19 protein-coding genes are annotated in these 20,911 nt (G+C 74.7%); 11 read left to right on the forward strand and 8 right to left on the reverse strand.

From position 1 onward, the window contains the following. Nucleotides 1–14: 14 nt before the first annotated feature. From OG774_RS25250 to OG774_RS25265, 4 genes are all read right to left on the reverse strand, one after another. A complete protein-coding gene (locus OG774_RS25250) occupies nucleotides 15–1,463 on the reverse strand; it encodes an AMP-binding protein (protein WP_328305070.1) in 1,449 nt (482 codons plus the stop codon). 16 nt (nucleotides 1,464–1,479) lie between these two features. After that, complete coding sequence (locus OG774_RS25255) at nucleotides 1,480–2,679, reverse strand: D-alanyl-D-alanine carboxypeptidase family protein (RefSeq protein WP_328305072.1); 1,200 nt, start codon at nucleotides 2,677–2,679, stop codon at nucleotides 1,480–1,482. Between the two features lie 144 nt (nucleotides 2,680–2,823). Then, the gene (locus OG774_RS25260; RefSeq protein ID WP_328305073.1) at nucleotides 2,824–3,840 is read right to left on the reverse strand and encodes a PA containing protein; all 1,017 of its coding nucleotides are present in this window, start codon (nucleotides 3,838–3,840) and stop codon (nucleotides 2,824–2,826) included. 187 nt (nucleotides 3,841–4,027) lie between these two features. Further along, nucleotides 4,028–5,407 carry a primosomal protein gene (locus tag OG774_RS25265; protein WP_328305074.1) on the reverse strand — a complete coding sequence of 460 codons (1,380 nt, stop codon included), beginning with the start codon at nucleotides 5,405–5,407 and terminating at the stop codon, nucleotides 4,028–4,030. A gap of 114 nt (nucleotides 5,408–5,521) precedes the next feature. On the opposite strand from OG774_RS25265, the gene OG774_RS25270 reads away from it, so the two are divergent. Next, nucleotides 5,522–6,436, forward strand: a complete 915-nt coding sequence (locus OG774_RS25270) for a haloalkane dehalogenase (RefSeq protein WP_328305075.1) — start codon at nucleotides 5,522–5,524, stop codon at nucleotides 6,434–6,436. Nucleotides 6,437–6,460: 24 nt separating this feature from the next. Then, nucleotides 6,461–7,090, forward strand: a complete 630-nt coding sequence (gene upp, locus OG774_RS25275) for a uracil phosphoribosyltransferase (RefSeq protein ID WP_328305076.1) — start codon at nucleotides 6,461–6,463, stop codon at nucleotides 7,088–7,090. Here the strand turns inward: upp and OG774_RS25280 are convergent. Continuing rightward, nucleotides 7,087–7,416: a hypothetical protein gene (locus OG774_RS25280; protein ID WP_328305077.1), complete on the reverse strand. Its 330-nt coding sequence runs from the start codon at nucleotides 7,414–7,416 to the stop codon at nucleotides 7,087–7,089. The two genes, upp and OG774_RS25280, sit on opposite strands and share 4 nt — an antisense overlap. A 61-nt stretch (nucleotides 7,417–7,477) precedes the next feature. Here OG774_RS25280 and metG point away from each other — a divergent pair, with 61 nt between their 5' ends. The 6 genes from metG to OG774_RS25310 all read left to right on the forward strand — a co-directional run bounded on the left by metG (nucleotide 7,478) and on the right by OG774_RS25310 (nucleotide 15,839). Continuing rightward, a complete protein-coding gene (gene metG / locus OG774_RS25285; RefSeq protein ID WP_328305078.1) occupies nucleotides 7,478–9,277 on the forward strand; it encodes a methionine--tRNA ligase in 1,800 nt (599 codons plus the stop codon). Beyond that, nucleotides 9,270–10,169 (forward strand): TatD family hydrolase, encoded by a 900-nt coding sequence (locus OG774_RS25290; RefSeq protein WP_328305079.1) that lies wholly within the window; start codon nucleotides 9,270–9,272, stop codon nucleotides 10,167–10,169. Before metG ends, OG774_RS25290 begins: the two co-directional genes overlap by 8 nt. Before the next feature lie 292 nt (nucleotides 10,170–10,461). Then, nucleotides 10,462–12,006 carry a transglycosylase family protein gene (locus OG774_RS25295; protein ID WP_328305080.1) on the forward strand — a complete coding sequence of 515 codons (1,545 nt, stop codon included), beginning with the start codon at nucleotides 10,462–10,464 and terminating at the stop codon, nucleotides 12,004–12,006. Nucleotides 12,007–12,037: 31 nt separating this feature from the next. Next, complete coding sequence (gene rsmA / locus OG774_RS25300) at nucleotides 12,038–12,943, forward strand: 16S rRNA (adenine(1518)-N(6)/adenine(1519)-N(6))-dimethyltransferase RsmA (RefSeq protein ID WP_328305081.1); 906 nt, start codon at nucleotides 12,038–12,040, stop codon at nucleotides 12,941–12,943. A gap of 32 nt (nucleotides 12,944–12,975) precedes the next feature. Continuing rightward, complete coding sequence (locus OG774_RS25305) at nucleotides 12,976–13,980, forward strand: 4-(cytidine 5'-diphospho)-2-C-methyl-D-erythritol kinase (protein ID WP_328305082.1); 1,005 nt, start codon at nucleotides 12,976–12,978, stop codon at nucleotides 13,978–13,980. A 95-nt stretch (nucleotides 13,981–14,075) separates the two neighbouring features. After that, on the forward strand, nucleotides 14,076–15,839 hold the full coding sequence (locus OG774_RS25310; protein ID WP_328305083.1) for an ABC-F family ATP-binding cassette domain-containing protein: 1,764 nt from the start codon (nucleotides 14,076–14,078) through the stop codon (nucleotides 15,837–15,839). Nucleotides 15,840–16,155: 316 nt separating this feature from the next. Here OG774_RS25310 and OG774_RS25315 read toward each other — a convergent pair whose 3' ends face one another. Together OG774_RS25315 and OG774_RS25320 are read right to left on the reverse strand one after the other, a co-directional pair. Further along, nucleotides 16,156–16,905 carry a CPBP family intramembrane glutamic endopeptidase gene (locus OG774_RS25315; protein ID WP_328305084.1) on the reverse strand — a complete coding sequence of 250 codons (750 nt, stop codon included), beginning with the start codon at nucleotides 16,903–16,905 and terminating at the stop codon, nucleotides 16,156–16,158. After that, nucleotides 16,902–17,450 carry a DUF6653 family protein gene (locus tag OG774_RS25320; RefSeq protein WP_328305085.1) on the reverse strand — a complete coding sequence of 183 codons (549 nt, stop codon included), beginning with the start codon at nucleotides 17,448–17,450 and terminating at the stop codon, nucleotides 16,902–16,904. Before OG774_RS25320 ends, OG774_RS25315 begins: the two co-directional genes overlap by 4 nt. Nucleotides 17,451–17,560: 110 nt before the next feature. On the opposite strand from OG774_RS25320, the gene OG774_RS25325 reads away from it, so the two are divergent. From OG774_RS25325 to OG774_RS25335, 3 genes are read left to right on the forward strand one after another with little or no spacing between them, the layout of a single operon-like run. Beyond that, a complete protein-coding gene (locus tag OG774_RS25325) occupies nucleotides 17,561–17,923 on the forward strand; it encodes a LytR/AlgR family response regulator transcription factor (RefSeq protein ID WP_328305086.1) in 363 nt (120 codons plus the stop codon). Beyond that, entirely contained in the window at nucleotides 17,920–19,674 is a 1,755-nt protein-coding gene (locus tag OG774_RS25330; protein ID WP_328305087.1) for a sensor histidine kinase, read from the forward strand. The genes OG774_RS25325 and OG774_RS25330 overlap by 4 nt, the downstream gene beginning before the upstream one ends. Beyond that, nucleotides 19,665–20,309 carry a response regulator transcription factor gene (locus tag OG774_RS25335; protein WP_328305088.1) on the forward strand — a complete coding sequence of 215 codons (645 nt, stop codon included), beginning with the start codon at nucleotides 19,665–19,667 and terminating at the stop codon, nucleotides 20,307–20,309. Before OG774_RS25330 ends, OG774_RS25335 begins: the two co-directional genes overlap by 10 nt. A 10-nt stretch (nucleotides 20,310–20,319) precedes the next feature. Here the strand turns inward: OG774_RS25335 and pth are convergent, their stop codons facing one another. Beyond that, complete coding sequence (gene pth / locus OG774_RS25340; RefSeq protein ID WP_328305089.1) at nucleotides 20,320–20,910, reverse strand: aminoacyl-tRNA hydrolase; 591 nt, start codon at nucleotides 20,908–20,910, stop codon at nucleotides 20,320–20,322. Nucleotide 20,911: the final 1 nt, after the last annotated feature.

Below are 20,911 nucleotides of genomic sequence, written 5' to 3' on the forward strand. Positions count from 1 at the left end.
GGGGCACGAGTAGATCAACGGAACGCCGACCGACGGACCTTGCCCGCGTCGTCGCGCAGTGGTCCCTCCGAGCGTCGCCACACCCGTGGCCGCTTGGCCGGGGACAACCGCGCGGCGACGTGGGCGTCCAGGTCGGCGTCGCTGACGTCGTCGGCCGAGCCATCGGTCTGCACGACGGCGTGGGCCACGGAGCCCAGGTCGTCGTCGGGCGCCGGGACGACGACGGCCGAGATCACCGCGGGGTGGGAGAGGATCGCCGCCTCGACCTCCGCGGGATACACGTTCTGCCCGCCGACGACGATCATGTCGCTCGCCCGGTCGGCGAGGTGGAGGTAGCCGTCGGCGTCGAACGAGCCCATGTCGCCGAGCGACTCCCACCCGCCCGGCCGGGTGCGCGGCTCGGCGCCGAGGTAGCGGTAGGTCGTGCGCCCCGGCTCGGGGCGCAGCCACAGCTCGCCGACCTCGCCCACGGCGCACGGACGCCCGTCGTCGGGGTGGCGCGCCTCGATCTCGCCGCCGGTCACGCGGCCCACGGAGCCGGGGTGCTCGAGCCACTCCGGGCCGGTGATCGTCGTGCGGGCCTGGGCCTCGGTGGCGGCGTAGCCCTCGAGCACCCGGTCGGCGCCGAGCCAGTCGATGACCGCCCGCTTCACCGCGGGCGGGCAGGGCGCGCCGATGTGGAACAGGGTGCGCAGCGCCGGCAGCTCCGGGAGGTCGGGCAGCCGGACGATCCGCCCCATCATCGTCGGCACCGCGTACATCCAGGTCGCCGCGTGCTCCGCGGCCAGCGCCACGGCCCGGGCGGCGTCGAAGCGCCCCATCAGCACGACGTGGTTGCCGGTCATGAGCCCGAGCAGCGAGAACAGGTACGGCGCGTTGTGGAACAGCGGCGCCGTGCACAGGAACGTCCTGTCGGGCTCGATGCGGTAGACCGGCGCGCGGCCGGCGATCGCCGACTCGGTCGTCCCCGCCTCGCCGGCGACGATGACCTTCGGGCGCCCGGTCGACCCGCCCGATGTCGGCGCCTTCCAGGCCGGCGGCGCCGGGGCGGGCGGGGGAGGGGTGTCCGGCCCGGTGGGCACGTGCCCCAGCGGCAGGGCGGTGGTGCCCGCCGGCGTGAGGTCGGGGTCGCTGCCGGGCGCGAGCCCGACCACCACGGGCGGGCGCACGACGTCGAGCACGGCGGCCAGCTCGCCCGGCGTGAGCCGGTGCGACACCGGCTGCGGGACCGCGCCGAGCTTCCACGCCGCGATCGTCAGCGCGTAGTGCTCCGCGACGTTCGGGAGCGCGATCGAGACGAAGTCGCCGGGGGCGACCCCGTGCCCGGCGAGCTCGTGGGCCCAGCGGTTGGCGTGGGCCTCGAGCTGCGCGAAGGTCGCGCTCGAGGTGTCGTCGGTGACGGCCGGTCGCTCGGGGTGGGCGGCCGCGAGGCGCGTGAACGCCTCTCCCAGGGGCTCGGGCATGGCGCCGATCCTGCGCTCAGCGGCGACCGGCGCGCAGGGCGAAGACCCCGCCGAGGGCGGTGACAACGGCGAGGAGCAGCAGGGGGGTGCCCCAGGAGGTGGTGGCCCCGGACTCGGGGGCGGCCGCGTCGGGGTCCGGCGTGCTCGTCGTCCCCGGCTCCGCAGGCTCAGCGGGGTTCGAGTCGGTGAGGGTGCCGACGCCCCGGAGATCGGGCAGGGCGAAGCCGTGGTCGAGCAGCGCCCTCGCCTGCTCGTACATCGGCACCGGACGCTGCTCGCCGCGCATCAGCACGACGACGAGCCGCCGGCCGTTGCGCTCCGCCGCCCCGATGAAGGTGTGCCGGGCGTCGTCGGTGAAGCCGGTCTTCCCGCCGATGTAGCCCTCGTAGCCGCTGGTCAGCAGCTTGTTGTCGTTGGCGACGACGAAGGGCGGGCTCGCGCCGAAACCGGGGAACGGGATCTCCCGCGTGGCCACCGCCTGGGCGAACGGCTCCTCGCGCATCGCGACGCGGAAGATCGAGGCGAGGTCGTAGGCCGAGGTCTGCATGCCCGGCCCGTCGAGCCCGGAGGGCGTCGCCGCGCGGGTGTCCAGCGCGCCCAGCTGCCGGGCGGTGGTGTTCATGAGGTCGACCGTCGCGGGGACGCTGCCGGTGAGGCGCACGGCCAGCGCGTGGGCGGCGTCGTTGCCCGACGCCATCATCATCGAGTCGAAGACCTGGCGGATCGTGTACTGCCCGCCCGCGCCGATCCCGACGCGCGTGCCCTCCTGGTCGGCGTCCTCCTGGGTGCCGGTGATCGTCTCGTCGAGGGGCAGGCGCTGCGCCACGAGCAGCCCGGTCAGCGTCTTCATCAGCGACGCCGGGCGCAGCCGCGCATGAGGGTTGCGGGCGGCGAGCACCTCGCCCGAGTCGAGGTCGGCGAGGACGTAGGACACGACGCCGACCGGGGGCGCCGCCGGGGCGCCGTCGGGGACGACGTCGCCGCAGGCGCCCATCGCCGGACCGCCGACGGGCGGGTCGGGGACCGGCAGCGGCCTCGGCTCGGCCTGGCCGGGCTGCGGCGCCTCGGACTCGTCGACCGGGGGCCCCGGCGCCGTGCCGAACTCGCAGGACGCGTCGGCGGGGAGCGCCGGGGCTGCCATCGCGGCCCCGGGCAGCGCGGTCAGCCCGATCGCGACGGCCGCCGTGACCGTCGCGAGCATCCGTCGGGTGCTCATCGCGGGCGACAGTAGCCGCCTCGTGCAGGCGCGGGACGCGGGGCGGGCGGGTGGACGCCGGAGCGAGGGACGCCTTGCCTGCGTGTCACGCACTCAGGGCGTCCCTCGCTGCTCCGACCTCGGCGCCGGAGCAGGGCCCAGCCCTCAGCTCTCGGCGTTGGAGCTCTCGGTCGGGAGCTCGGAGCCGTTGTTCTGGCCGTCGCGGATCGAGGGCTTGCGCGAGCCGCGGCGCGTGGTCGGGCGCGGCGCGGGCATCGAGCCCGAGGAGCCGCCGCCGGGGCCGAGGATGATCTCGGCGAACGTCGCCATCGCCTCGTCCAGGTGGCCGGCGTTGCGTCGCTCGGACTCCTCGTTGGCCTGGCGGACCAGGGCGACGACGGCCTCGTGGTCGGGGCGGTTGACCAGGGTGCCGTCGAGGCGGTCCAGGCCGTTCTCCACCGACGTCGACAGCGCGCCGACGCGGTCGCCGAGACCGGACTCGACGCCGTCGAGGCGCGTGCCGACCTGGTCGAGACGCTGCGTCAGCTTCTCGAGACGTCCGGCCAGCTCGCCGACCTGCGTGGTGGTCTCGTTCCGCGTGGTCGTGGCGTCGGTGCGCGCGGCCTCGCGGGTCCCGGTGATCTCCTCGGACACCCCGCGGGCGAGGTCGTCGAGGCGGTCGCGCAGGCCCGAGTCGACGGCGTCGACGCGCTCGCGCATCGGCCCGGTCACCGCCGAGGGGAGCCCGTCGAGGCGCATCTCGTGGCGGTCGAGCTTGTTGTCGAGGTCGTCGAGGCGCTTGTGCAGCCCGGAGATGCGGTCCTCGAGGCCGTCCATCCGGCCCGCGACACCCTCGAAGCGGCCGCTGACGCCGTCGAGGCGTCCGTCGATCTGCGCGAACGGCGTCGCGAGGCGCTCGGCCACGCGGTCCACGAGGCCCTCGACCAGACGCGCGAGCGACGAGACCGACGACTCCTGGGCGTCGATCTTCGCGACGGTCTCGTCGAGACGCTCGGCCAGCACGCTCATCTCGGTGCGGTCGGGCACGTCGGAGAGACGCTTGCGGATCGCGCCGAGGCCGTCCAGCGCCGCCAGCCGGCCGTGGATCTCGTCGAGCGAGTCGAAGATCTGCTGCTGCTCGCTGTCGCGGACCTCGGCGGCCCTGACCAGCATGCTGCGCATGCGGTCGAAGGATCCGGTCTGGCTGTTGTCGATCACGCGGCGCCCATTTCTCTGCGACGGATCCGACCTCGGGGGCGGACGGTCTCGGCGGTGCCGAAGCGTAAACACCCCCGAAGGGCCCACCCCATCCGGGTGATGGCGCTCCTCTCGGAGGTCCACCACAGGAGCACCAGATGTGCGCTGGCGTTCAGTGCTGCCGCAGCCGCCCCAGGAAACGGTCCTCGAGAGCACGCCACGCGGCGGCCTCACGGTCGAACGGCGGCGACGGCGTCAAGCGCGTCGGGTCCGGCCGCACGACGAACGACACGAGCCACCCGAGGCTCTCCGAGGGCGCGAGGTCCTCGCGGGTGCGGGTGTCGCCGGCCCACGTCGCGGCGTCGACGATCAGCTCGACGGCGAGCTCGAGCTGCTCGGCGTCGACGACGTCGGGACCCTCGCCGAGGTCGTCGCCCAGGCCGGCGAGCACGTACCGGTTCTCCGGCGCGATCTCGATCTCGAGGTCGCCGCCGGTCGCGGCGGACACGACCTCCTCCCAGGTCGAGACGTCGGCGAGGTCGTGGCCGTCGGCGCCCTCCCCGGCGATCCAGGTGCGCAGCGCGCGCGCCGAGGAGAACACGTCGATCTGGCGGCCGCTGCCGAGGAAGACGGGCTCGTCGTCGAGGTAGCACCGCAGCGTGATCACCTCGCCGTCCGGGGTGGTGATCGCGATCGGGTCGATGCCGACCTCCTCCCAGAAGCCCGGCGGGGGCTCCTCGGCCTCGTCGACGAAACCCGACTGCAGCGAATCCCCGGTGGTGTCCTCGCGCAGCTCCTCCGGCGCATCGGCCAGAGGTCCGGATGTGGCGGCGTCCTGCGGGTCGTCGACGACCGCGCTCGGGTCCTCGGCGTCGTTCTGCGCGTCCTCGGACGGCGCGGCGGGCTCGCCCTCGGGGTCCGCGTCCCGGTCGCCCGCCGGGGCCGGCGGCGTGGCGGTCGCGCGGAGGCGGGCGGCCAGCTCCTCGTCCACCTCGGGGCTCGAGATCATCGCGTCGAGCGCGTCGACGACCTCGTCCCAGCGCTCGTCGACCACCTCGGCGAGCTCGGCCCACAGCGCCGCGCCGTCGCGCCCGGCGAACGCCGGCGGGCCTGCGGTCAGGGCCGCGAAGGCGGGCGTCGCGTCGAGGACCTCGTGCACGACCGCGAGGTCGCAGACGTCGGCGAGCGAGCGGCACATGGCGGCGACCTCGGCGAGGTCGTCCAGGGTCCAGGTGTCGGGGTCCTCGGCGACGAGCTCCGGGACGCCGACGACGTCGTAGCGCTGCACGTCCTCCGGGGTCAGCTCGTCGACCGAGAGCTTCACGACCACCGGCCAGGCGGGGTGGTCGGAGAGGTCGTGCTCCTGGCCCGAGGACTCCGCCGACGCGATCCAGGCCGCGAGGTCGGCGGCGTCCGTGAAGGCGAACAACGCGTCGTCGTCGCCGAGGAACGCCTCCCATTCCTCGCCGTCCTGGCGCCACCTCGGGGCCCACAGCGTGACGAGGTCGCCGGCGGTGAGCGCCAGCGTGATCGGGATGATGTCCTGCGCCATACCGGGCGGGCCTCCGCGAGCCGTGGAGAAGGGGGTGCGCGGCGCACCCTATGACGACGCCGGTGACCTGCCCGTACCGGCGCGGTTCCCCCGGTCGGCTGACACGCTGGGGACATGGACCTCCTGCGCACGCCGGACGACCGTTTCGACGAGCTGGCGGGCTTCCCGCCGGCTCCGCGCTGGGTCGAGGTGACGAACCCCGACGGCGGGGCGGCGATCCGCGTCGCCACCTACGCGGCGGGCCCGGACGACGCCCCCGCGGTGCTGATGCTCCACGGCGAGCCGACCTGGTCGTACCTCTACCGCCACGTCGTCGACGCCGTGGTCGAGGCCGGTCTGCGGGCGGTGGCGGTCGACATGGTCGGTTTCGGACGGTCGGACAAGCCGGCGGCGATCACCGACCACAGCTACGCCCGCCACGTCACCTGGACCACCGAGGTCGTCGCGGCGCTCGACCTGCGCGACGTCGTGCTGCTCGGCCAGGACTGGGGCGGGCTGATCGGGCTGCGCCTCGTCGCCGCCGAGCCCGAGCGCTACGCCGGCGTCGTCGCCTCGAACACCGGCCTGCCGACCGGCGACACCGACATGCCGGCGGTCTGGTGGCAGTTCCGCAAGGCCGTCGAGAAGGCGCAGGCCCTCGACGTCGGCCGACTCGTCGCGTCCGGCTGCGTGCGCGGGCTCGCCGACGCCGACCGTGCGGCCTACGACGCCCCGTTCCCGGACGAGACCTTCAAGGCGGGGCCGCGGGCGATGCCGCTGCTCGTGCCGACCCGTCCCGACGATCCCGAGAACGGGCCCAACCGGGCGGCCTGGGAGGAGCTGCGGCGCTTCGCGAAGCCGTTCCTCGTCGCGTTCTCCGACTCCGACCCGATCACGGGCGCCATGGCTCCGGTCCTCCGCGACGGCATCCCCGGGGCGGCGGGGCGCGCGCACCCGACGATCGAGGACGCCGGCCACTTCCTTCAGGAGGACGGCGGCGCCGAGCTGGGCCGGGTCGTCGCCGAGTTCACCGCGTCGCTGCCGCGCTGATCAGGCTGTCTAGCCTTCGTCGCCATGCCCGAGCCGCGGATCGTGCGCCACCCGCTCGTCGACGTCCGGCTGACCACCCTGCGCGACGAGACCACCGACAGGCCGACCTTCCGCGCCGCGGTGCGCGAGCTGACGGCGATGGTGGTCTACGAGGCGATGCGGAACGCCCCGACGCGGCCGGTGGAGATCCGGACGCCGGTGACCGCGACGACGGGCGCCGAGCTCGCGACGCCGACCGTGCTGGTCCCGGTGCTGCGCGCCGGGCTGGGGATGGCCGAGGCCGCCCACGCCCAGGTGCCGGGCGCGATCATGGGCTTCGTCGGCATGGCGCGCGACGAACAGACCCTGCAGCCCACCACCTACCTGGCCTCGCTGCCGGCGAGCCTCGCCGGGCGCCCGGTGCTCGTGCTCGACCCGATGCTCGCCACCGGGGGGTCCATGGCCGGGACCATCGACCTGCTCGTCGAGCACGGCGCCGACGACGTCACCGCCGTCTGCCTGGTGGCCGCCCCCGAGGGCATCGCGCGCCTCGCGGAGGCGCACCCGGAGGTGGGGGTCGTCGCGGCCGCCGTCGACGAGCGGCTCAACGAGCGCGGCTACATCGTCCCGGGGCTCGGGGACGCGGGGGACCGCCAGTTCGGCGCCATGCCCTAGCGATCGAGGTGCTCGGCCACCGTCAGGACGCGGGCGTGCTGGGGGAGGAGGCCCCGGAGCAGGGCGGCGTGCAGATCGGGATCGGGATCGTCGACGGCGTCCGACAGCACCGTCGGGGCGAGGCGGAACTGCTCCCCGACCATCCGGTTGGCGCGCGGTACGGGCGGGCCGTCGGGCGGGAACGCCACGCGCAGGTGCACCACCGGAGCTCCCGCGCCCCGGGTGGCCTCGAGCGCCGCGGCCACCCGCTCGACCACCGGCGCCGGCTCGTCGAACAGGTCCGGGAAGCCGGCCTGGAAGTCCATCACCAGCAGGGCGTCGGGCACCGGCGCAGTGTGCCCCGGATGCCCTGACGATCGAGGTGGCGCGTCGGTGGAGGATGGAGCCATGAGCGTTCCCGTGCTGACCGCCGTGGCGTGGCCCTACGCCAACGGCCCGCGGCACATCGGCCACGTGTCCGGGTTCGGTGTGCCCTCCGACGTCTTCTCGCGCTACCAGCGGATGGTCGGCAACCGGGTGCTCATGGTGTCGGGCACCGATGAGCACGGCACGCCGATCCAGGTGCAGGCCGACGCCGAGGGCACGACGCCGCGCGAGCTCGTCGACCGGTACTCCCGGGTGATCCAGGACGACCTGGTCGGGCTCGGCCTGTCCTACGACCTGTTCACCCGCACCAGCACCGACAACCACCACCGCGTCACCCAGGACCTCTTCACCGCGCTGTGGAACAACGGGTACGTGCGCACCGAGAAGACGCTCGGCGCGATCAGCCCGTCCACCGGCCGCACGCTGCCCGACCGCTACATCGAGGGCACCTGCCCGATCTGCGGTTACCCGGGCGCGCGCGGCGACCAGTGCGACAACTGCGGCAACCAGCTCGACCCCGCCGACCTCATCAACCCCCGCAGCCGGATCAACGGCGAGACCCCGCAGTTCGTCGAGACCGAGCACCTGTTGTTCGACCTGCCGGCGTTCTCCAAGTCGCTGGGCTCGTGGCTCGACACCCGGACGCACTGGCGGCCGAACGTCCTGAACTTCAGCAAGCGGCTGGCCGACGACCTCAAGCCGCGGGCGATCAGCCGTGACCTCGACTGGGGCGTGCGCATCCCGCTCGACGGCTGGCACGACCTGCCGATGAAGCGCTTCTACGTCTGGTTCGACGCGGTCATCGGCTACCTGTCGGCGTCGGTGGAGTGGGCGCAGCGCACCGGCGACCCGCACGCGTGGCAGCAGTGGTGGTGCGACCCCGACGCCCAGTCGTACTACTTCATGGGCAAGGACAACATCACCTTCCACTCGGTGATGTGGCCGGCGTTCCTGCTCGGGCACAACGGTGAGGGCGACCGCGGCGGCGAGGTCGGCTCGTTCGGCCGTCTCAACCTGCCCACCGAGATCGTCAGCTCCGAGTTCCTGACGATGAGCGGCTCGAAGTTCTCGACCAGCCGCGGCACCGTCATCTACGTCGGCGACTTCCTGCGCGAGTTCGGCCCCGACGCGCTGCGCTACTTCATCGCGGTCGCCGGCCCGGAGAACCAGGACAGCGACTTCACCTGGGACGAGTTCGTACGGCGCACCAACTTCGAGCTGGCCAACGAGTGGGGCAACCTCGTCAACCGCTCGATCTCGCTGGCGTTCAAGAACGTCGGCGCGATCCCGGAGCCGACCTCGCCGGACCCGGCCGACGAGGCCCTGCTCGCGCAGTCGCGGGCCGCGTTCGACACCGTCGGCGCCCACCTCGCGCGCTCGCGGTTCAAGCAGGCGATCTCCGAGGCGATGCGGATCGTCGGCGAGGCGAACGCCTACCTATCGCACCAGGAGCCGTGGAAGCGCAAGGACGACCCGGCGCGCCGCGACACGATCCTGCACACCGCCCTGCAGGTCGTGCAGGACGCGAACACCCTGCTCACGCCGTTCCTGCCCCACGCCGCGCAGAAGGTGCACGAGGCGCTCGGTGGCACCGGGGTGTGGGCGGAGCAGCCGCACCGCGAGGACGCGGGCGTGTCCGGTGAGCTCGGCACGAGCCACTCGGTGCTCACCGGCGACTACGCCTCCGAGCAGGCGCGCTGGGCGTCGACCCCGATCCCGGTCGGGCGGCCCCTGGAGCGCCCGACGCCGTTGTTCGCCAAGCTCGACCCGTCGCTGGGCGAGACCGGGCCGTCCTGGGCGCCCATCGCGACCGATGGGTAGCGGGAAGAGCGACAGGGACCTTCCGCCGCCCGTCCCCGAGCCCATCGGGGACGTCGGCGTGGTGGACGCCCACACCCACCTCGACGCGTGTGGGGCCCGGGACCCCGAGGTCCTCGCGCAGATCCTCGACCGCGCCACGAGCGCGGGCGTCACGGCGATGGTCACGACGGCCGACGACCTCGCCTCCGCGCGCTGGGCGGCGTGGGCGGCCGACAGCGACCCGCGGGTGTTCGCGGCGGTCGGCCTGCACCCGACGCGGTCGAACGACCTCACCGACGACGCCCGGGCCGCGATCGAGGACCTGACCGCGCAGCCCCGCGTCGTCGCGGTGGGCGAGTCGGGTCTCGACGACTACTGGACGACGCGGCGCGAGGACTGCGCGCAGCTCGACGTCCAGCGCGAGGCGTTCGCGTGGCACATCGACCTCGCGAAGCGCACCGGCCTGCCGCTGGTGATCCACGACCGCGACGCCCACGACGCGATCCTCGACGTCCTCACCGCCGAGGGGGCACCGCCGACCACGGTGTTCCACTGCTTCTCCGGCGACGTCGCGCTCGCCGAGCGCTGCGCGCAGGAGGGCTGGTACGCGTCGCTGTCGGGCACCGCGACCTTCCGGAACGCCAACGCCGCCGAGCTGCGACGAGCGGCGCTCCGGTTGCCCGCCGAGCTCCTGCTCGTCGAGACCGATGCCCCGTTCCTGACTCCGCATCCGTACCGCGGTCGGCCGAACGAGCCCTACGTCGTCCCCCACACGGTGCGAGACCTCGCGGAGCTCCGTGACGAGCCCGTGGAGCGGTTGGCCCAGATCAGCGCGGACAACGCCCGGCGGGCCTTCCGATTGGCCGAACAGCCTCAACCTTCACTCTCCGTCGCACGAGAGAGCGCTGAGTAGGCACGCTCGTCGTCGCCGGGACACCGTTCGGCGCAACACGGTCGTGTCGGCTTGATGGTGGCGACACCCAACTCGTTACCGTGCTGTGACTCGCCGGGATGGAACCACCCCCGAGGCCCGCGTGATGAGGACTTCCCCAGGTCCCCACCACAGGGAGGACGTCACGAGGTCGTGACGCACTCCCGAGGGCGCGGTTCCTGCCCGGAAGTACGAACGATGTGGACTCCCCCGTGTCTGTGCGCTCCCTGCTGGCCCTGAGGTCCTCCTCGCTCGTCGCGGCGGTCGACGCCCGATGAGCGCCGACACCGCGACCGCCCGCGGACGCGCGGGCTCGTACACCGACGCCGACGACACCGCCGGCCTGCCGATCGTCTCCGACGGTCACGGCGGCTGGTACGGATACGCCGGGGACGACCAGGGCTATGGCCAGGGCTACGCGGCGGACGGGTACGCCACCGAGTACGCCTCGGACTACGGCTACGACGCCGCCCACGAGTTCGGCTACGACACCGGGTACACCGGCGAGGCCCCGGGCTGGTTCGACGACATCACCGGCCCGCTGCCGATCGCCACCACCGGCGACGCGACGGCCGCCGACGGCGCGATCGCCCTGGACGACCTCGACGAGTGGAACGACCTCGAGTCGTTCACCGGCGCGCAGGACGTCGACGGGACCCTCCACGGTGCCGCCCCCGCCGGGCTCACCGCGCTGGACGACCCCGAGCGCCTGACCACCGACACCAAGCGCCGCTCCAACGCGGTCAAGGGTGGCGTGGCGGTGGCCCTCCTGGCCGTCGCCGCCGGTGGCAGCACCGCGGTGGCGCTGGACAAGGAGGTCACGGTCACGGTCGACGGCGTCGACCAGGTCGTGCACACCTTCTCCGGCGACGTCGCCGGCGCGCTGGAGAGCGGCGACATCGAGCTCGGCCCGGCCGACCAGCTCGCCCCCGGCCCGAACGCCGACGTCCACGACGGCGACCACCTCGTCATCAACCGCTCGCGCGACGTCGCGCTGATGGTCGACGGCCGCCCGCAGACGATCACGACGACCGCCCGCACGGTCGCCGACGCGCTCGCGCAGCTCGGCCTCCCGACCAACAGCATCGTCGCCTCGGCGCCGATGAACGCCGCCATCCCGGTCAACGGGATGAACCTCGACGTGCGGGTCCCCAAGACCGTCACGCTGATCGACGGCGGCGCCGCCCCCCGCCAGGTCACGACGACCGCGCTGAACGCCCCCGAGCTGCTCGCGCAGAACGGCCTGGCGCTCAGCCCGACCGACACGGTCGCCGGCGGCGACGCCCTGGCCGGCGGCTCGACGATCACGGTCACCCGCAACACGGTCAGCCAGGTCACCGAGACCCGTCCGATCGCGCCGCCGATGCGCACGGTCGACGACCCGGACCTCGAAGAGGGCAAGACCCGCGTCCAGGAGGCCGGGACCGCGGGCGAAGAGGTCGTCACCTGGACGGTCAACGCCACCAACGGCGCCGAGACGGGCCGCACGCAGGTCGGCGAGTCCCGCGTGACCCGCCAGGCCGTCGGCGGCGTCATGGCCCGCGGCACCAAGCCGAAATCCTCGGCCCCCGCGGTCAGCAACGGCGGCAAGTGGGACCGCATCGCCCGCTGCGAGGCCACCGGCGACTGGTCGATCAACACCGGCAACGGCTACTACGGCGGCCTGCAGTTCGACCGCTCGACGTGGCGGGCCTACGACGGCGACGAGTTCGCTCCGCTGCCGCACCAGGCCTCCCGCGAGGAGCAGATCGCGGTGGCCGAGCGCGTCCGCGAGGACCGCGGCGGCTACGGCGCCTGGCCGGTCTGCGGCCGTAAGTAGGCGGTCGCGCCGCCTGGGCGACAATGACCGTGTGACGAGTCCGGCGCGCCTGCTCGGGGCGGGTGACGTCCGGGCTCTGGCCGCGGAGCTCGACCTGCGACCCACCAAGCGCCTGGGTCAGAACTTCGTCCACGACGCCAACACGGTGCGCCGCATCGTCCGGCTCGCCGGGATCGCCGCCGGCGACGTCGTGCTCGAGGTCGGCCCGGGCCTCGGGTCGCTGACCCTGCCGCTGCTCGAGGCCGCCCGCGCGGTGGTCGCCGTCGAGATCGACCCGGTGCTCGCCGACCGGCTGCCGGCGACGGCCGCCGAGCGGGCACCCGGCCGGGACCTGCGGGTCGTCACCGCGGACGCCCTGCGCATCGGGCCGGGCGACCTCCCGCTCGCCCCGGACGTCCTGGTGGCGAACCTGCCCTACAACGTCGCCGTGCCCGTGGTGCTGAACCTGCTGGCGGCCCTCCCGGGGCTGCGCCGCGGGCTGGTCATGGTGCAGTCCGAGGTCGCCGAGCGGCTCGCGGCCCGACCGGGCGAGCGCGCCTACGGCGCCCCGTCGGTCAAGCTCGCCTGGTACGCCGACGCACGGCGGGCGGGCCCGGTCCCGCGTGCGGTGTTCTGGCCGGTCCCCGGCGTCGACTCGGGCCTCGTGGGGTTCACCCGCCACGACCGCCAGGACACCGACAAGACCGACGACACCGACGACGCCGGCGGCGCCGACCGTGAGGACGTCTTCGCCGTCGTCGACGCGGCCTTCGCCCAGCGCCGGAAGTCGCTGCGGGCCGCCCTGGCGGGGTGGGCGGGCTCGCCACCCGCCGCGGAGGCGGTGCTGCGGGCGGCCGGGGTCGATCCGGGCGCGCGCGGGGAGGCGCTGGACGTGGCCGCGTTCACCGCGATCGCCCGCGCGGGCCGGCACGCCGCCCCCACCACGTCCGGGCCCTGAGGCCGGTCGCGCGCGGTCCGTACCCTGGACGGGTGCTCTCCGCCGTCGGACCGCCGGTCACCGTCCGCGTCCCGGCCAAGATCAACCTGCACCTGGCCGTGGGCGACCTCCGACCCGACGGCTACCACGACCTCGTCACCGTCTTCCAGGCCCTGAGCATCACCGACGAGGTGTCCGTGACCGCGGCGGTGCCCGGTGCCGTGGAGCCCGGCGTGGCGATCTCCCCGATCGACGGGGTCGACGCCTCCGAGGTGCCCGCCGACACCACCAACCTGGCCTGGCGCGCGGTCGAGGCGCTCGCCCGCCGTGCCGACCGCACCCCCGACGTCCGCATCGGTCTGCGCAAGGCGATACCGGTCGCGGGCGGGATGGCGGGCGGCAGCGCCGACGCCGCCGGCGCGCTGCTGGCGACCTCCTCGCTCTGGCGGCTCGACCTGGGGCGTGACGACCTCATGGAGGTCGCCGCCGAGGTGGGCTCCGACGTCGCCTTCGCCCTCCACGGCGGCACCGCGCTCGGCACCGGGCGCGGCGAGCGGCTCGTCCCGGTGCTCTCGCGCCACACGTTCCACTGGGTGGTCGCGGTCGCCGACCACGGTCTGTCCACCCCCACCGTCTTCGCCGAGCTCGACCGCCTGCGCGACCGGCCCGAGGCGCCGCGTCGCGTCGGGGACGTCGAGCCCGTCCTGGAGGCGCTGGCCTCGGGGGAGGCACGCTCGCTGGCGCTGCTGCTCGGCAACGACCTGCAGGCCGCGGCCGTGAGCCTCGACCCCGGCCTGCGCCGCACCCTGCGCGCCGGGGTCGACGCCGGCGCGCTCGCGGGCGTGGTCTCGGGCTCCGGGCCCACGTGCGTGTTCCTCTGCGCCGGCCAGGACGCCGCGGTCCGCGTGGCCGCCGAGCTCGCAGGCGCCGGCGTGTGCCGCACGGTCCGCGTCGCCCACGGCCCCGTACCGGGTGCCCGCGTCACCGACGGCGGTGGCCCCCGCCCCGCCGGCCCGCCCCCGCCCAGCTTCGACCCCGGTCCGGGCGCCTACGCCTGACCTGCCCCGCCCCGCCCCGCTCTTTGCAGCGAACGCGCTGTTCGCTGCTTCTACGCGCACGAACTCCCCGTTCGCGCCCCTGGAGACTGGAAACCGTGCCCAACCTCGTCAACCTCGAGTCGGTGTCGATCGGCTTCGGGGGACCGGAGCCCGTCCTCGACGGCGTGTCCCTCGGCGTCGACACCGGTGACCGCATCGGTGTCGTCGGCCGCAACGGCGGCGGGAAGTCGACGCTGGTGAAGGTGCTGGCCGGGACGCTGACGCCCGACGGCGGCCGCCGCAGCCCCGTCGGCGGGCTGCAGATGGCGCTGGTCAGCCAGCAGACGCAGCTGTCCGGGGCGACGGTGCGCGACGCCGTGCTCGGTGGCCCGGTGCCCGACCACGAGTGGGCCGCCGACGCCCGCAGCCGCGCCGTCGTCGAGGGCCTGCGCCCCGGCGGCGACCGGGGCCTCGACGCGTCGGTCGACGGGCTCTCGGGTGGCGAGCGCCAGCGGATCGCGCTGTGCGCGGCGCTGGTGCAGGACCTCGACCTCCTGGTGCTCGACGAGCCCACCAACCACCTCGACGTCGAGGGCATCGGCTGGCTCGCCGAGCATCTGCTCGCCCGCCGCACCGCGCTCGTCGTCGTCACGCACGACCGCTGGTTCCTCGACACCGTCGCCTCGCGCACCTGGGAGGTCGTCGACGGGCACGTCGAGCAGTACGAGGGCGGGTACGGCGACTGGATCTTCGCGCGGGCCGAGCGCGCCCGGCTCTCGGACGCCGCCGAGCAGCGCCGCCAGAACCTCGCCCGCAAGGAGCTCGCGTGGCTGCGGCGCGGGCCGCAGGCGCGCACGTCGAAGCCGAAGTACCGCGTCGAGGCGGCCGAGGCGCTCATCGCCGACGTGCCCGCCCCGCGCGACACCGTCGAGCTCGTGACGATGGCGAAGCACCGCCTCGGGCGCACGGTCGTCGAGCTCGAGGACGCGACGCTGACCGTCGGTGACCGGACCCTCGTGAACCGCCAGACCTGGCGCATCGGTCCCGGCGACCGCATCGGCATCGTCGGGATCAACGGCTCGGGCAAGACGACGCTGCTGCGGGCCGTCGGCGGCGAGCGCGCGCTCGACGGCGGGCAGCGCATCCAGGGCACGACCGTGCGCCTCGCCCACCTCTCGCAGGACCTCGCCGACCTGCCGATGCACCGGCGCGTCCTGCAGGCCGTCGAGGACATCGCCGAACGGGTGACGATCGGGCGCTACGAGCAGACCGCCTCGCAGCTCGCCGAGCGCTTCGGCTTCCCCGCGAACCGCCAGTGGACGCCCGTCTCCGACCTCTCCGGCGGCGAGCGCCGGCGCCTGCAGCTCGTGCGGCTGCTGATGACCGAGCCCAACGTCCTGCTGCTCGACGAGCCCACCAACGACCTCGACGTCGACACCCTCCAGCAGCTCGAGGACCTCCTCGACGGCTGGCCCGGCACGCTCGTCGTCGTCAGCCACGACCGCTACCTCACCGAGCGGGTCTGCGACCGCGCCGTCGCGCTCTTCGGCGACGGGAAGATCACCGACCTCCCGGGCGGGATCGACGAGTACCTGCGCCGGCGTGCGGGCCAGCCCGCGGCGCCGTCGATCTCCGCGTCGTCGGCGCCCGGCAACGGGGCGCCCCGCGGCGAGGCGGAGCGGCGCGCCGCGCGCAAGGAGGCGACGCGGATCGAGCGACGCCTGGAGAAGATCGACAGCCAGGAGAAGAAGCTGCACGAGAAGCTCGCGGCGGCGGCCACCGAGCCGGGCCGGCTCCAGGAGCTCGACGCCGAGCTCCGGGCCCTGGTCAGCGAGCGGGAGCAGCTGGAGGAGGCGTGGCTGGAGAACGCGGTCGACTGACCGACCGCACCAGCCACACGCCCAGCACCAGGAACGTCAGCCCCACCGGCGCCCCGAACGGCGCGGCGCCCGTCCCGAGGCCCAGCACGCCCCCCGCGGCCTTCGCCGCCGAGCGGACGGCCGTCCTCCTCACGCCCGCGGGAACACGCGCGCCCGCAGCAACGCGAGGGCGCCGAAGCCCCCCGCGGCACGGGCGTGACGCAGGTAGACCGCGACCAGCGCGACCGCGAGGACGGCGGCAGGTCGGTGAGGACGAGGAGCGCGCCGGCGACGATCGCGAGCGGGCCCGCCCGGCGGGCGAGGACGCGGTCCTCCATCACGACACCCGTGCGGTCGTCGTCGGGACGTCCGGCGCCCACGTCGCGTCCGCGGGCGCGGGCCGGAGCCAGGACCTCAGGTCGACCACGACGAGGACGACCGCCACGGCCAGCCACACGACCATGTAGAGCAGACCCTCGTGCTGGACGGCGCCCTCGGCGGCGTGGGCGATCACCACGAGCAGGACGCTGCCGCCGGTGTGGTTGAACAGCCACGTGTACCAGAACGTCACCGCGACGGTGCCCACGACGATGATCGCCACGTTCCCGCGCAGGTCACCCCCCTCGAGGAACGCCAGGGGCAGGTGCCACACGGTGATCACCACGGCGAGGATCGCGGTGGTGGCGAGCGGGGAGAGCCGGGTCTGCATCCCGGGCAGGGCGAACCCCCGCCACCCCGGTTCCTCGCCGAGGGCCCCGTCGGTCGGGTCCACCACGCGGAGCAGGAACATCAGCAGGACCGTGCCGGCCGAGACGGTCGCGGTGGTACCGCCCAGCCCGAACGCGAGCAGGTGCACGGCGACCGGCACCCCGATCGCGAGCGCGTACCAGTACCACCGGACGCGCCACCGGACGAGACGTCGCCCGAGCTCGACCAGGCCGGCCCGTCCCCGGCCGATCGGCGCCACGATCAGCGCGGCGATCAACGGGGCGAACGCCCCGAACGAGCCGAAGGGCACGAAGCCCCACGCGATGACGAAGGTCAGGACGAAGAACGTGACGAGGGGGTGGTTCCGGACGGCGGTCACGAGGAGCTCCTCGGGTCGGGGGTCGGGTACTCCCACGCGGCGCACTCCGGGTCCCGGGTCTTCACGTCCTCGAAGAGCAGCACGGCGCGATCGATGTACCAGGCCTTCGCGCACACGCAGAGGAAGAGCCCGGCGAGGGTGAGCAGGAGGTCCAGGCGGACGAGGCCGACGACGAGGACGGCGAGCCCGATCGTCTGCCAGACGGTCGTGATCATCGGGACCCACGAGGTCCGGAACTGCGCGGGGATGTCCCGCCTCGCGCCCTCGGCCGTGATGCGCTCGCCGAACACCCCCTTCGACGCCCAGTTCCGGGTGGAGCGGGGCGGGGGGAACAGCAGCGGCTCGACGACCATGAACACGAGCGCGGCGGCGCCGGCGAGCACCGCCCACCAGCCGATCCACACCCGGCTCCACGCCGCGAGGGCGATCAGCGGCAGCACGGAGAAGCGGACCCAGACGCTCCAGGGGTTGGCGTGGCGCATCCACTGCTCGCCCCGCAGACCGAACAGCCCGGCGATGCGGCCCTCGGGCGTCGACGTCGTCATGGCGAGAAGGGTCCGCGCGCGCCGGGAGACCGACCAGCAGGCTGACCCTCGCGGATCGCCAGGGTTGTCCCCGTATCCGGCCCACCCGCGCGGGTGCCAGCCTCCGGAGCGTGACCGCCCGGGTGCTGATCGTCGATGACCACGCGAGCTTCCGCTCGCTCGCGCGGCGCCTGCTGGTGGCCGAGGGCTTCGACGTCGTCGGGGAGGCGGGGGACGCGGCGGACGCCTTCGTCGCGGTCCGTTCGCTCGCGCCCGACGTCGTGCTGCTGGACATCCGGCTCCCGGACCTCGACGGTTTCGGTGTGGCCGAGGTGCTCGCCGGAGACGAGGACGCGCCCGCCGTCGTGCTCGTCTCCAGCCGGTCACGCGGTGACTACGGACCGCGTGTGGACGCGAGCCCCGCGCGGGGGTTCATCGCGAAGCACGAGCTGACGGGGGATGCGCTCCGGGACGTCCTGAGCGGGTCGCCGTGAGGCCGCGGGGCAAGTGGTTCGTCGTGGCCGCGGCGGTCCTGGCGGGTGTCGGGGCGGCGGCGGCGCTCGTGCGCGGCGGCTACGAGGTCCCGGTCGAGCTGGTCGCACCGACGCTGGTGCTCAACCTCGCCGTCGGCTGGTCGTTCGTCGGGGTCGGTCTGGTCGCCCGGCGGCGTCGGCCCGCGAGTCGCACCGGCCTGCTCATGGTGCTGCTCGGGTTCGCCTGGCTCGCCCGCTTCCTGCTCGCGGTGGACACGACGCCGGCGTTCGTCGCGGGCGTGCTGCTGGGCTCGGTGTCGCTGAGCCTGTTCGTGCACCTGCTCGTCACGTTCCCGACGGGCCGGACGACCAGTGTCGCCCAGCGGGTCCTCGTCGTCGTCGGCTACCTGCTCTCGGCCCCGTTGGACGCGGTCTTCCTCGCCCTCGGCGCGCAGCGGGGGCGGGGCGAGGGGCCGCCGCCCAACGGGCTGGTGATCGCCCCGTCGAACGGCGGGTTCACCCCCGAGCCCGTCGACCTCGTCGTGCAGGCGGTCGTGGTCGTGCTGCTGGTGGCGCTCCTGGTCTCGGTGTGGTCGCGGTGGCGCGCGGCCGGGGTCGCCGAGCGTCGGGCGCTGACCCCGGGCCTGGTCGGCGGCACCGTCGTCGTCGCCACCCTGCTCGTCGAGCGCACCGCGATCCTGCTGGTCCTGCCCCCGTCCGCGGGGGTCGTCCTCGCGTGGTCGGCGCAGGTCGTCCTGGTCGTGTGGCCGGTCGCGCTGCTGCTGGGCCTGCTGCGCAGCCGGCTCGACCGCTCGGGCGTCGGCCGGCTCGTCATCGACCTCGGGGACGGGCCGGCGGAGCCCGGACGTCTGCGCAGCGTCGTCGCGCGGACGCTGCACGACCCGTCGGCGGAGGTGGCCTACCGGCTGCCGGGCACCGACGACTACGTCGACGCCGCGGGCGACCCGGTCGACGTCGCCCCGCGCGCCGGTCGCGCCGTCGCCCACCTCGTCCGCGACGGCCGCCCGATCGCCGTGCTGCTGCACGACCCGGTGCTCACCGGCGAGCCCGACCTCGTCGAGGCCGTGGCCGCCGGGGCGGGGCTCGCGGTGGAGAACGAGCGCCTCCACGCCCAGGTCCGCCACCAGCTGCGCGAGGTGCGCGCGTCGCGGGCCCGGCTGGTGGAGGCCGCGGACGGCGCGCGCCGGGCGGTCGAGCGGGACCTCCACGACGGCGCGCAGCAGCGCCTCGTGGCCGTCGGGCTGGCGCTGCGCCTGGCGCGCACCCGCCTCGGGGCGGGGTCGCCGGACGAGCTGGACGCCCTGCTCGCCGAGGCCGGCGACGAGCTCGCCGGCGCGCTCGCGGAGCTGCGGGAGCTCGCCCGCGGCATCTACCCGCCGCTGCTCACCGACGAGGGTCTCGGGCCGGCGCTGGCCTCGCTCGCCGAGCGGGCGTCGCTGCCGGTGGTCCTCGGCGCGATCCCGGGGCAGCGGCCCCCGGAGGCCGTGGAGCAGGCCTGCTACTTCGTCGTCTCCGAGGCGCTGACGAACGCCGCGAAGCACGCGTCGGCGTCGCGGGTGGCGGTCGACGTGGTCGCGGAGGGGGACGGCCTGCGGGTGGACGTCGTCGACGACGGCGGCGGCGGTGCGGACGCCGACGGCTCCGGGCTGCGCGGCCTCGCCGACCGGGTCGCGGCCGTGGGCGGGCGGTTCGCGGTGTCGAGCCCCGCCCGCGGCGGGACCCGCGTGACGGCGACGCTGCCGTGCGGGTGATCGTCGCGGACGACGCGGCGCTGTTCCGGGGCGGCCTCGCGCGCCTGCTCGCCGACCGCGGGATCGAGGTGACGGCCGAGGTCGGCAACGCGGAGGCGCTGCTCGCGGCGGTGCGCGCGGACCCGCCGGACGCGGTGATCGTCGACATCCGGATGCCGCCGACCCACACCACCGAGGGCCTCGACGCGGCGCGCACGCTCGCGGCGGAGCACCCCGCCGTCGGGGTCCTCGTGCTGTCGGCGCACGTGGAGCCCCACTACGCCGTGGCGCTGGTCGAGGCCGACGCGGGCGGTGCGGGCTACCTGCTCAAGGAGCGCGTCGCCGACGTCGAGGAGCTCACCGACGCCCTGCGGCGCGTGGTCGCGGGCGGCGTGGTCGTCGACCCCTCGGTGGTGGCGCAGCTCGTGGGGCGCCGCCGCGTGCAGAACCCGCTCGACACGCTGTCCGAGCGGGAGCGTGACGTGCTGGCCGTGATGGCCGAGGGGCGTTCGAACGCCGGCATCGGCGACCGGCTGCACCTGTCCGAGAAGACGGTGGAGGCCTACGCGCGATCCGCGTTCACCAAGCTCGGCCTCCACGCCGCACCGGACGACAACCGGCGGGTGCTCGCGGTGCTGGCGTACCTGCGCTCCTGAGCCGGAGGGCCTAGTGGAAACGGTTCTGCGCCGGTTCCAGGCCCTCGACGGCCAGCGCCTCGATGGCATCGGCGGCCAGCTCGACCGAGACGTCGAGCTCCTTGCGCTCGGCCGCCGACCAGCGCTTGAGCACGTAGTCGGCGGGGTCCTGACGTCCCGGCGGGCGCCCGATGCCGAAGCGCACGCGCAGGTAGTCCTTCGTGGCGAGCGACTTGGAGATGGAGCGCAGCCCGTTGTGCCCGCCCTCGCCGCCGCCGCGCTTGAGGCGCACGACGCCGAACTCCAGGTCGAGGTCGTCGTGCACGACGATGACCTCGGTGGACGGTACCGAGAAGAAACGGGCGGCGCCGGCGACCGGCCCGCCCGAGAGGTTCATGTAGCCGCGCGGCTTCGCCAGCACCGCGCGCCGGCCGGCCAGCCGGCCCTCGGCCACGTCGGCGCCGGAGCGCTTGTGGGTCGAGAACCGGCTGCCCATCCGCCCGGCCAGGGCGTCGACGACGAGGAACCCGACGTTGTGCCGGGTGCCGTCGTAGTCCGGGCCGGGGTTGCCCAGCCCGACGACCAGCAGGGGGCCGTCGGGCCGGGCAGCGGGAGAGCTCACG

Origin of the sequence: Actinomycetospora sp. NBC_00405, assembly GCF_036044095.1 — a bacterium.
Lineage (GTDB): Bacteria > Actinomycetota > Actinomycetes > Mycobacteriales > Pseudonocardiaceae > Actinomycetospora > Actinomycetospora callitridis.